Annotated in this window: 8 protein-coding genes; 4 read left to right on the top strand and 4 right to left on the bottom strand. The window is 33.4% G+C overall.

Annotated elements, in window-relative coordinates; genetic code table 11:
* Positions 1–2 precede the first annotated feature (2 nt).
* Positions 3–584, bottom strand: coding sequence for a tRNA-(ms[2]io[6]A)-hydroxylase (gene miaE, locus B0A57_RS00205; RefSeq protein ID WP_011962901.1), 582 nt, complete (start codon positions 582–584; stop codon positions 3–5).
* 97 nt (positions 585–681) lie between these two features.
* On the opposite strand from miaE, the gene B0A57_RS00200 reads away from it, so the two are divergent.
* Positions 682–1,914, top strand: coding sequence for a glycosyltransferase family 4 protein (locus B0A57_RS00200; protein WP_034098023.1), 1,233 nt, complete (start codon positions 682–684; stop codon positions 1,912–1,914).
* A 248-nt stretch (positions 1,915–2,162) separates the two neighbouring features.
* Positions 2,163–3,017 (top strand): KPN_02809 family neutral zinc metallopeptidase, encoded by an 855-nt coding sequence (gene ypfJ / locus B0A57_RS00195; RefSeq protein ID WP_034098024.1) that lies wholly within the window; start codon positions 2,163–2,165, stop codon positions 3,015–3,017.
* A gap of 106 nt (positions 3,018–3,123) precedes the next feature.
* Here ypfJ and B0A57_RS00190 read toward each other — a convergent pair whose 3' ends face one another.
* The 3 genes from B0A57_RS00190 to B0A57_RS00180 form a co-directional block, all read right to left on the bottom strand.
* A complete protein-coding gene (locus B0A57_RS00190; protein ID WP_011962904.1) occupies positions 3,124–3,627 on the bottom strand; it encodes a DUF421 domain-containing protein in 504 nt (167 codons plus the stop codon).
* A gap of 10 nt (positions 3,628–3,637) precedes the next feature.
* Complete coding sequence (gene rimK / locus B0A57_RS00185) at positions 3,638–5,011, bottom strand: 30S ribosomal protein S6--L-glutamate ligase (protein WP_011962905.1); 1,374 nt, start codon at positions 5,009–5,011, stop codon at positions 3,638–3,640.
* A gap of 118 nt (positions 5,012–5,129) precedes the next feature.
* The gene (locus B0A57_RS00180; protein WP_034098027.1) at positions 5,130–7,685 is read right to left on the bottom strand and encodes an ATP-dependent Clp protease ATP-binding subunit; all 2,556 of its coding nucleotides are present in this window, start codon (positions 7,683–7,685) and stop codon (positions 5,130–5,132) included.
* A gap of 258 nt (positions 7,686–7,943) precedes the next feature.
* On the opposite strand from B0A57_RS00180, the gene gyrA reads away from it, so the two are divergent.
* The gene (gyrA, locus tag B0A57_RS00175; protein WP_034098029.1) at positions 7,944–10,559 is read left to right on the top strand and encodes a DNA gyrase subunit A; all 2,616 of its coding nucleotides are present in this window, start codon (positions 7,944–7,946) and stop codon (positions 10,557–10,559) included.
* 82 nt (positions 10,560–10,641) lie between these two features.
* Positions 10,642–11,955 carry a tetratricopeptide repeat protein gene (locus B0A57_RS00170; RefSeq protein ID WP_034098031.1) on the top strand — a complete coding sequence of 438 codons (1,314 nt, stop codon included), beginning with the start codon at positions 10,642–10,644 and terminating at the stop codon, positions 11,953–11,955.
* Positions 11,956–12,032 lie beyond the last annotated feature (77 nt).

Genomic DNA, 12,032 nt, shown 5'->3' with positions numbered 1-12,032 from the left:
AATTAACCATGAATAGTTTCTTTTGTTCCGTAATTAGAGATGAGTTCACCTTCAAATGCTAACCATTCTGCCCAACGCTTATCTACATCTACTTTTTCTGAATATTTTCTTGCGAAGCCCAAAAATGTAGTATAATGTCCCGCTTCACTAATCATGAGTTCTCTATAAAAATCTGCTAGTTTTTTGTCTTGAATATTTTGTGAAAGCACTTTAAAACGTTCGCAACTTCTAGCTTCAATCATTGCCGAAAACAATAGTCTATCTACAAAAGCATCATTACGGCTTCCGTCTTTTTTTAAAAATTTAAATAATTCGTTTACATAATGGTCTTTTCGCTCTCTGCCTAACGTTAATCCACGTTCTTTAATAATATCGTGCACCATCTGAAAATGGTCAATTTCTTCTTTGGCAATTTTCAATAATTCGGTTACTAATTCTTCGTGTTCAGAATTGTAAGTAATCATTGTAATTACATTTGTTGCCGCTTTTTGCTCGCACCAAGCATGATCGGTAAGAATTTCTTGTATATTCGATTCTACAATTGTTACCCAGCGTGGGTCTGTTTTTAATTTTAATCCTAACATAACTTAAAAAATAAGATTGTAAAATTACATTTTTTAGTTTTGATTTTTACCTCAAATAAAATAATTAATAATCGTATTTTGCATAAAATTTTTTAGATTGAAAAATAAAACACTTTTAATAATAGGATTGGTTTGGCCAGAGCCAAAATCATCGGCAGCAGGCACAAGAATGTTACAACTAATTGCGTTGTTTCAAAAAAAAGGTTTTGCTATCGTTTTTGCATCGGCAGCACAAGAAAGTGATTTTTCGTATGACTTAAAATCTATTAACGTTGTTACAAAAAAAATTGTACTAAACTCAAATAGTTTTAATGATTTTATAAATGAATTAAATCCAGAAATTGTACTCTTTGATCGATTTGTTATCGAAGAGCAATTTGGTTGGCGAGTTTACGAAAACTGTCCGAACGCCTTACGAATTTTAGATACCGAGGATTTGCATTCTTTGCGATTAACACGTCAAAATGCTGTTAAGAAAAATATAGCATTTGAGCTTTCGGATTTATTAGCTTCCGACATTGCAAAGCGAGAAATTGCTAGTGTTTTGAGGTGTGATTTGTCATTAATTATATCAGAATTTGAAATAAAAGTTTTAGCAGAAACTTTCAAAATAGATCCTAATTTACTACATTATTTGCCTTTGTCTTATGATTTTATATTAGAAAATGAGTTGTTAGATTTTCATCAAAAAAAGGATTTTGTATTTATAGGAAATTTTCTTCATGAGCCTAATTGGGACGCAGTAAAACAATTGAAAGAAAAAATTTGGCCAGAAATAAGAAACCAATTGCCTGATGCAACGATGCATATTTATGGTGCTTATCCGTCTCAAAAAGTATTGCAATTGCACAATAAAAAGGAAAAATTTATTATTCACGGTCGTGCCAAAAATGCAAATGAAGTAATTGTAAATGCTAAGATTTTACTTGCACCAATGCGTTTTGGTGCGGGATTAAAAGGAAAATTACTCGAAGCTATGCAAGCAGGAACACCAAGTGTTACTACAAATATTGGTGCCGAAGGAATAAAGGGAAATTATAATTGGAACGGTTTTGTTGAAGATGATTTTTTAGCATTTATTTCAAAAGCAGTTTTGTTATATTGTGAGGAAGCGATTTGGAATGAATCCCAAAAAAACGGATTTGAAATACTTAAAAATAGATTTAAATCAGATTTATTTGAAAATTTATTTTTAGATAGAGTCTGTTTTTTACAATCTAATTTAGAAAATCATAGAAATCTTAATTTCATGGGACGTTTACTATTACATCACACCGCACTAAGCACAAAATATATGTCTCGTTGGATTGAAGAGAAAAATAGATTATAGTTTTAAAAAACGCTCAATGCTACTATATAACAGTCTTTTAAGATTTAATGTTTCTACTTTACTCGTAAGGTTTCAGCTTTTAATTGCAAATGCAGTTCACTAAATTCGAGTAAAAATAAAAGACACATGAATAATCGCTAACACAAAACGCTTTAATAAATAGAATTAAGCTAAAAAAAATATTATCGACTTCTTTACAATTAAAAGGAAAAAGTATATTTGTATAAACATTTTTAAAATTATATGTTATGAAATGGATAGGAAACAGGGAAAGTGACAACGTTGAGGACAGAAGAGGAATGTCAAGAGGCGGAAAAGTTGTTACTGGTGGTGGCGTTTTAGGAATTATTATTTTGTTGCTTAATATTTTTGGAGGAGAACAAGCACATCAGTTTATTCCCGTTCTAGAACAATTTAATCGAGGACAGCAAACAGAACAAGCACAACCACCAGAATTATCTGAGGAAGATGAAAATACTGGCAAGTTTGTTAAAACCGTTTTTGCTTACACAGAAGATACTTGGACAAAAGTTTTGGCCGAAAATAATGTAGCATATAGAAAACCAAAAATGGTCTTGTTTACAGATGCGGTAGAGACTGCTTGTGGTGGAGCTTCGTCTGCATCAGGTCCGTTTTATTGTCCAGCTGACGAAAAAGTATATATGGATTTGGCTTTCTTTCAAGAGCTTCAAACGCGATTTGGAGCAAAAGGAGGCGATTTTGCTATTGCGTATGTTATTGCTCACGAAGTAGGACATCATATTCAAAATGTTTTAGGAACCTCGGGAAAAGTAAGTAAATTGCAACAAAGTAGGAGCGAAGTTGAAGCCAATAAATTATCTGTTGCGCTAGAGCTTCAAGCAGATTTTTATGCGGGAGTTTGGGCAAAACAAAATCAAAAATACCTAGATGTAGATGATATAGATGAGGCTTTAAGCGCTGCACAAGCAGTAGGAGATGATGCAATTCAGAGCAGAATGCAAGGTCAAGTTATTCCGGAATCGTTTACACATGGTACATCAGAACAGCGTAAATATTGGTTTATGAAAGGGTATAATACTGGCGATATTCGTCAAGGCGATACTTTTGCAGAAATACATTAACAATTATTTTTTGGCACTATTTTAAAAAGGTGTAGTTAAAAAAAAGTATTAGGGTTTTTGCAAATCCTAATACTTTTTTACTTAGATACTTTATGAGATGTTTCCGCTAAATTAGCGTTTTGTGTATTCTTCTTTTGTGTTTGGTTTGTTTTAAGTGTTTATTTCCAGAAATAATACTAATATTCCCATCTATTTCGAACATTGCTAATTTTACTTCGTTGTAGTGCTCTACACCATGTTCTCGGATGGCTTCTTCAAGTTCATCGGAAGTAATTCCTAATCTGAAAAGTGTTTTATATTCAGTTTTTCCGTTATGAATTAAAATTTCTGGTTTGTCTTGTACTAGATCTTTAATAAAGTCAGATTTTAGCATTACTTTTTTAAAAATATAATTGATACAAAACAAAGCAAAAGCGGCTATGATTCCGCCCAGAAGCGATGTGTTAGCGCCAACCATAGCGTTTTGTACAGCGTTGCTTATAAGTAAAATTAGAATGACATCGGCGGTGTTTAGTTGCGATAATTCTTTTTTGCCAAAGATTCTCAAAGCAATTAGCATAAAAAAGTATACAGAAACACTTCGTATAATTATTTCAAGATATTCATTCATTTTTATAAAATTAGGGTTTCGTTTTAAAGTTTTTCTCAATCGCTAAAATCATTTCTCCCGCAATGTCTTTGTGCGTTGCGCCTTCAATTCCTTCTAATCCTGGTGATGAATTTACTTCTAACAATAATGGTCCTTTTGAAGATCGAATAATATCAACACCAGCTACTTTAAGATCCATGGCTTTTGCAGCTTTTATTGCAATTCTTTTTTCTTCGGCAGTTGGTTTTATAACCGATGCTGTTCCGCCCAAATGAATATTGGCACGAAATTCTCCTGCCAAAGCTTCTCGTTGTATTGTAGCTACAACTTTACCATCAACTACAAATAATCGCAAATCTTTACCGTTTGCTTCTTTGATAAATTCTTGTACTAATATATTGGCATTTAAGCTCTTAAAGGCATTAATAACTGATTCGGCTGCTTTTTTTGTTTCTGCTAAAACAACCCCTTTTCCTTGTGTTCCTTCTAATAGTTTAACGATAAGTGGTGAGCCACCAACCATTTTTATCAGATCGTCAGTATCTAAAGGCGAATTTGCAAAACCCGTGGTTGGAATATCAATACCATGATTAAGGAGTAATTGTAGCGAGTATAATTTGTCACGAGATTGTGTGATGGCTGCCGAGGAGTTTAAACAAAAAATCTTCAGGGCTTCAAATTGTCTCGTGAGCGCACAACCGTAAAAAGTGATACTTGGTCGAATTCTAGGAATTACAGCATCAAAATTGTTTAATACTTTTCCGCCACGATAATGAATTTCAGGATTGGTGGCATCGAGTTTCATGTAGCATTCTTTTATATTTAAAAAATGCATTTCGTGACCTCGCATGGCACCAGCTTCCATGATACGTTTGTTACTATATAGTTCGGGATTACTAGCAAGAAGCCCAATTTTTAGTCCTTTTTTTACTTCATCAGAATTATGATAAAATGTTTTTATCGATTCTAAACTGGGTTGTCCTAATAAATATTTTTGCTCAGGATCTACTAAAACCCTTCCGCTCATGGCTTCACGACCCAAAAGCATACGAAAACCCATCGAATCTCGATTGGTCAATGTCATTTCTATTTTCCAAGTTGCTTCGCCAATTTTTAGTTCTGTTTGTATTACAAAACGTTGTTCACGATACCCACTAGAGCTTTTTACAACCCGTTTGTCTATCAGTTTTGCTTCGCAATGTTTAACGGTTTTTGTGTTGTTTTGAATTGGATTGATATCGAACTTTACCCAATTTTCGTTATCACGAATAAATGGTGCAATATTTACAGCATGTAATGCCGATGTTTTTGCGCCCGAATCTACACGAGCCTTAATAACTGGAATATTTAAATCTGGAAACGAACACCATTCTTCGCTTCCTAGAATTAGTTTTTGTGCTAACATATTATGGGTTTTTTAATAAATCAAAAGTAAATATTTGAATTTATAAAAGTGTGTTTTTAAAATAAAAAAACCATCTAATACTAAGAAAAGATGGTTTGAATGTATTGTAAAAAAAAAATCAACTTGTTGGTTCTTCAGTTTTTTTTCGAATGCTAATTTTTAACTCAGTTTCTCCTTCTTCAAAATCCATAAATATTTCGTCTCCAGAAGCAATTTTTGAGGTGATAATTTCCTCAGCCAGCACATCTTCTACATATTTTTGAATGGCTCTTTTTAGCGGACGAGCACCAAACTGTCTGTCAAATCCTTTTTCGGCAACATAAGCTTTTGCTTTGTCTGATAAAGAAAGGGAGTAGCCTAATTCTTTAACTCGTGCGTATAATTTGTTTAATTCAATTTCGATAATCGAGTTGATATCTTCTTTTTCTAAAGCATTAAATACAATAACATCGTCAATTCTGTTTAAAAATTCTGGTGCAAATGTTTTCTTTAGTGCGTTTTCGATAATGCTTTTCGAGTTATCATCTGCTTGCGAAACTTTGGCAGCAGTGCCAAAACCAACTCCTTGACCAAAATCTTTCAATTGTCTAGCTCCAACGTTAGAAGTCATGATGATAATTGTGTTCTTAAAATCGATTTTTCGTCCCAAACTATCCGTCATATAGCCATCGTCAAGTACTTGTAGCATCATGTTAAAAACATCTGGGTGTGCTTTTTCGATTTCGTCTAATAATACCACACAATACGGTTTACGACGCACTTTTTCTGTTAGTTGCCCGCCTTCTTCGTAGCCAACATACCCTGGAGGCGCTCCAACTAGACGAGAAACAGCGAATTTTTCCATATATTCACTCATATCGATACGAACTAGTGCATCTTCAGAATCGAATAATTCTTTGGCTAAAATTTTGGCTAATTGTGTTTTTCCAACACCAGTTTGTCCAAGGAAAATAAAGGACCCAATGGGTTTGTTTGGATCTTTCAATCCAGCACGATTTCGTTGTATTGCACGAGCAATTTTTAGTACTGCTTCGTTTTGTCCGATTACTTTATTTTGAATAAGTTCTGGTAAATGGGCTAGTTTATTGCTTTCGGTTTGTGCAATACGATTTACAGGAATTCCTGTCATCATAGAAACCACATCGGCAACATTATCTTCGGATACTATAATTTTGTTATTTTTAGCATCATCATCCCATTCTTCCTGAGCAATGGCTAGGTCTTTTTCTAGCTTTTTCTCATCATCACGAAGCTTGGCTGCTTCTTCATATTTTTGTCTTTTTACAACTGAATTTTTTAGTTCACGAACTTCTTCTAATTGGCGTTCTAATTCTAGAATTTTTTTAGGAACATCAATGTTTGTGATGTGCACACGAGAACCAGCTTCGTCAAGAGCATCTATCGCTTTGTCTGGTAAAAATCGCTCAGACATATAACGATCTGTTAGTTTTACACAAGCTTCGATGGCTTCATCGGTGTAAGTTACATTATGATGGTCTTCATATTTATCTTTAATATTATGTAAGATGGTAATGGTTTCTTCAACCGAAGTTGGTTCGACAATTACTTTCTGAAAGCGTCTTTCTAAAGCGCCATCTTTTTCTATATATTGACGGTATTCGTCGAGTGTTGTAGCTCCAATACATTGAATTTCGCCACGAGCCAAAGCGGGTTTAAACATATTAGAAGCATCTAACGAGCCAGTGGCACCGCCAGCGCCAACTATGGTATGAATTTCATCGATAAAAAGGATAATATCATTGTTTTTTTCGAGTTCGTTCATTACGGCTTTCATGCGCTCTTCAAATTGTCCTCGGTATTTTGTGCCGGCTACAAGGCTGGCTAAATCTAGGGTTACAACACGTTTTCCGAATAATATTCTAGAAACTTTTTTTTGTATAATGCGCAAAGCTAAACCTTCGGCAATAGCAGATTTTCCCACACCAGGTTCCCCTATAAGTAAAGGATTATTCTTTTTTCTTCGACTTAAAATTTGAGAAACACGTTCTATTTCTTTTTCACGACCCACAACAGGATCTAGTTTTCCTTCTTCGGCCATTTCGGTTAAATCTCTACCGAAATTGTCTAAAACGGGTGTTTTCGATTTTTTATTCGATTTGTTGGCAGGATTACTGAAATTATCTGCTTTTATACTGTCATCTTGTCCTGAATCATCTCCGTAGGAAGATTCGTTTTTAGGAAAATTATCTTGAAAATCTTCTTCGTTATTTGTTGGTGTCATATTCAAATATTGTTCTTTGGCTACATCGTAGTCAATTTGTAATTTATTAAGCAATTTAGTAGTTGGGTCATTCTCGTTACGCAAAATACATAACAGCAAATGTGCAGTACTTATTGATGTAGCTTGAAAAACCTTAGCTTCTAGAAAAGTAGTTTTTAGAGCCCTTTCGGCTTGTCTTGTAAGGTGCAAATTTTTCTTATTGTTGCTTACAATTACGTTAGGATTTGCAGGGCTTAGTGTTTCTACTTTTCTACGCAAATGATTTAAATCGATAGAAAGATTGTTTAATATAGAAATTGCTGTACCATTTCCGTCACGTAGCATACCAAGCATTAAATGTTCGGTACCAATAAAATCGTGACCCAAACGTAAGGCTTCTTCTTTGCTATAAGTAATTACATCTTTGACTCTTGGTGAAAAATTATCATCCATAATTATATCTTGTTAATGTAAATTTAGTGATTTATCAAATAGAAATGCAAAAATCATTCCGCACCAAATGTACTGACAGCTAATTGACGAAAAAATATTTAGAAATAAGTATTAAAAGCAATATTATTTATTAACCAAATTGGTCTTTAATATTGTTAATAAAAATAAGAAAATTATACTCATTTGTGTGTAAAAAATAATCGAGAAAGCTTATATTAGCAGGATTTTTAAAATTATATAATTAAACATAAATAGAGTATGTCGACAGGAGAAAAGTTAATTCCAATTAACATTGAAGACGAAATGAAAACAGCTTACATCGATTATTCGATGTCAGTTATTGTATCGCGTGCCTTACCTGATGTAAGAGATGGTTTAAAACCAGTTCACAGAAGGGTTTTGTATGGTATGTATGATTTAGGAATAACTTCAAAATCTGCCCACAAGAAATCTGCTAGAATTGTAGGAGAAGTATTGGGTAAATATCACCCACACGGAGATACATCAGTATATGATGCCATGGTTCGTATGGCCCAAGAATGGTCTTTGCGTTATTTATTAGTAGATGGTCAAGGTAACTTTGGATCTGTAGATGGAGATAGTCCAGCAGCCATGCGTTATACAGAAGCTAGAATGCGTAAAATTTCGGAAGAAATTATGGCCGATATCGAAAAAGAAACGGTCGATTTTCAGTTAAATTTTGATGATACTTTATACGAGCCAAAAGTAATGCCTACTAAAGTTCCTACTTTATTAATAAACGGAGCCACAGGAATTGCAGTGGGTATGGCAACAAATATGCCACCACACAATTTAACAGAAGTTATTAACGGTACGTTAGCTTATCTTGAAAACAACGATATCGAGATTGATGAGTTAATGCAACATATTAAAGCACCAGATTTTCCTACTGGCGGTATCATATACGGATACGAAGGGGTGCGTGAAGCATTTAAAACAGGTCGTGGTCGTATTGTAATGCGTGCAAAAGTTGGTTTTGAAGAAGTAGATGGTCGTGAATGCATTATCGTGAGCGAGATTCCTTACCAAGTGAATAAAGCCGACATGATTAAACGTACTGCCGATTTAGTTAATGAGAAAAAAATAGAAGGAATATCCAATATTCGTGACGAATCCGATAGAAACGGTATGCGTATCGTATATATCTTAAAACGTGATGCAACACCAAACGTAGTATTAAACACATTATATAAATATACGCAATTACAATCTTCCTTTTCTGTAAATAATATTGCATTAGTAAAAGGTCGTCCGCAAATGTTAAATCTGAAAGATTTAATTCATTATTTTGTAGAACACCGTCATGATGTAGTAGTTCGTAGAACAAAATTCGATTTAAGAAAAGCAGAAGAAAGAGCACATATATTAGAAGGACTAATCATTGCATCAGACAATATTGATGAAGTAATTGCTTTAATTCGTAGTTCTAAAAACACAGATGAAGCTAAAGAAAAATTAATCGAAAGATTTAAACTATCTGATATTCAGTCACGTGCTATCGTAGAAATGCGTTTGCGTCAGCTTACAGGTCTAGAACAAGACAAGTTAAGAGCCGAGTATGAAGAGTTAATGAAATTGATCGAGCATTTGAAAGCTTTGCTTGCCGATGTAAACCTAAGAACCGCATTAATAAAAGAAGAATTAGAAGATATGCGTGCCAAATACGGTGACGAGCGTCGTTCTCAAATTGAATATTCTGGTGGCGATGTAAGTATTGAAGATTTAATTGCCGACGAAAATGTAGTTATTACCATTTCTCATGCAGGCTATATCAAACGTACAAACCTTAATGAATACAAAACGCAAAATAGAGGAGGCGTAGGTCAAAAATCTGCAGGAACTCGTGATGCCGATTTCTTAGAACACATGTATGTGGCTACAAACCACCAATATATGATGTTCTTTACTCAAAAAGGAAAATGCTATTGGATGCGTGTTTACGAAATTCCTGAAGGCAGTAAAACAGCAAAAGGACGTGCTTTACAAAACTTGATTAATATAGAAAGTGATGACAAAGTAAAAGCATTTATATGTACTCAAGATCTTAAAGATAAAGACTATACGACTAGCCATAATTTGATTATGGTGACCAAAAAAGGAATGGTTAAGAAAACATCTTTAGATAAATATTCTAAACCACGTGTAAATGGTGTTGCAGCTATTACTATCAAAGAAGGAGATGAATTATTATCAGCCCAATTAACAGACGGAAATAGTCAAATAATCATAGCGGTTAAATCAGGAAAATTACTCCGTTTTGAAGAAACTAAAACCCGTCCTATGGGAAGAACAGCTTCTGGAGTACGTGGAATTAGGCTTAAAGATGAATCTGATGAAGTAATCGGATTGGTGTCTGTAAACGACATGAATAGCGAAATTCTCGTAGTGGCCGAAAACGGATACGGAAAACGATCTAGTCTCGATGAATACAGAATTACAAACCGTGGTGGAAAAGGGGTAAAAACTTTAAATATTACCGAAAAAACAGGACAACTAATCTCCATTAATACAGTTACCGATGCCGATGATTTAATGATTATTAATAAATCTGGATTAACCATAAGAATGGCTGTAGAAGACTTACGTGTAATGGGACGTGCAACACAAGGCGTAAAACTAATTAATCTAAAAGGAAAAGACTCTATCGCAGCCGTTACAAAAGTAATGAAAGACGATGTAGAAGAAATCCTACTTGATGAAGACGGAAACGTTATAGAATCAGTCATCGAAAGAGTAAAACCAGTATTAGAAGTTCTTGAAGATGACGGAACAGCAGACGATGATGACGATGATGAGGATTCAGACGACGACGATTCGGAAGAAGAGGAAGATGATTCTGACGACGAAGCATAATAATATATAAAATAGGATTTTTAATAGATATTAAAAATCCTATTTTAAACCCCATAAATAAATAAAATAATTGGTACAAAAAATGAATACAAAATCTAAAATAATTACAGGATTGTTATTTTTCTCTTTAGCAACATTTGCGCAAAAGGATGAAATGAAAGCATTAAAAAAAATATATACAAAAGAAGTAATTACCGATAATGATTTAGCAGACTACAAAAAATATGCTATGAAATTTGGAGACGTAGCTATTGAAGAAGAAGACAAGGTTTATTCTGAATTCTATAAATGTATGTTGCCTATTTTAGAAATAAATGCTTTAGGAGCAAATGCAACTTCAATACAAAAATCTAATTTTGTAAACATGCAAACCATTTCTAATTTATCTTTAGGACTAAATGCAACGTTAGATTTCGAAAAGAAAACAGGAAAAAAACTTTATACAGATAAAATTATTGAAACAGTAAAAAACTTCAAACCCATATTATGGGAATATGTAATTACACTAGATGGTCAAAAAAAATATAAAGAAGTTTCTCAAGCAGCACATTTAATTTATCAATTAGATAAAAAAGATTTAGAAAGACTTTATATTGCTGCTGAATATGCTACCAGTGGGCAAGAATACGACAAAGCAATTGAGTATTATAATGAATTGAATGCACAAAAATATACAGGAGAATCAACAAGTTATATTGCAAAAAACAAATTAAATGACCAATATAATGCTTTTAGTACAATTGCAGAAAGAGATCTTGCCGTAAAAACAGGAACACATACAGACCCAAAAGTAGAGAAAACCCCTTCTAAAAAAGGGCGTATCGATAAGAATATTGTCGAATCATATATTGGTAAAAATGATATTCCAGGAGCAAAAAAAGCAATTATCGATGCAAAACTTACCAATCCAGACGATACTTCACTAATAATTACTGAAGCAAATTTATATTTAAAAACAGAGGATTACGATACCTATAAAAAATTAATCGGTGAGGTTTTACTTAAAAATCCAAATGATGCAGATTTGTTTTTCAATTTAGGTGTTATTTCTGGAAAAGCTAAAGACGGTCAAGCTGAGGCCGAAAAAAATTATTTGAAAGCAATAGAAATTGATCCCCAATATAAAGAAGCTTATTTAAACCTTGCGCTTTTAAAATTAGAGGGAGAAGTAAAGCTATCAGAACAAATGAATAAGCTTGGTACCACTCCAGCAGATAATAAAAAATACGATGTATTAAAAGCTAAAAAACGAGAATTATACAAATCTTCATTGCCATATTTAGAAAAAGCCGAAGAACTTTTTGTAGGAGATGATCAGATAAAAGGAGTGCTACTTAATGTGTATAATGCGCTCGATATGACTGAAAAATCGAAAGCATTAAAAGCAAAAAAATAGTTAAAAAGAGTTTGTAAAAAGAAACACCCCCGAAATGTTAAATACGTTTCGGGGGTGTTTTTATATAAAAAATTTGA

This window comes from Flavobacterium psychrophilum DSM 3660 = ATCC 49418 (assembly GCF_002217405.1).
GTDB lineage: Bacteria > Bacteroidota > Bacteroidia > Flavobacteriales > Flavobacteriaceae > Flavobacterium > Flavobacterium psychrophilum.
The sequence above is the reverse complement of the archived record's forward strand: the minus strand, read 5'-3'. Positions and strand labels throughout refer to the sequence as shown.

Coding starts and splice junctions, on each gene's coding strand:
- B0A57_RS00170 (WP_034098031.1), top strand. CDS start 10,642: ATGAATACAAAATCTAAAATAATTACAGGATTGTTATTTTTCTCTTTA.
- miaE (WP_011962901.1), bottom strand. CDS start 584: ATGTTAGGATTAAAATTAAAAACAGACCCACGCTGGGTAACAATTGTA.
- gyrA (WP_034098029.1), top strand. CDS start 7,944: ATGTCGACAGGAGAAAAGTTAATTCCAATTAACATTGAAGACGAAATG.
- rimK (WP_011962905.1), bottom strand. CDS start 5,011: ATGTTAGCACAAAAACTAATTCTAGGAAGCGAAGAATGGTGTTCGTTT.
- ypfJ (WP_034098024.1), top strand. CDS start 2,163: ATGAAATGGATAGGAAACAGGGAAAGTGACAACGTTGAGGACAGAAGA.
- B0A57_RS00180 (WP_034098027.1), bottom strand. CDS start 7,685: ATGGATGATAATTTTTCACCAAGAGTCAAAGATGTAATTACTTATAGC.
- B0A57_RS00190 (WP_011962904.1), bottom strand. CDS start 3,627: ATGAATGAATATCTTGAAATAATTATACGAAGTGTTTCTGTATACTTT.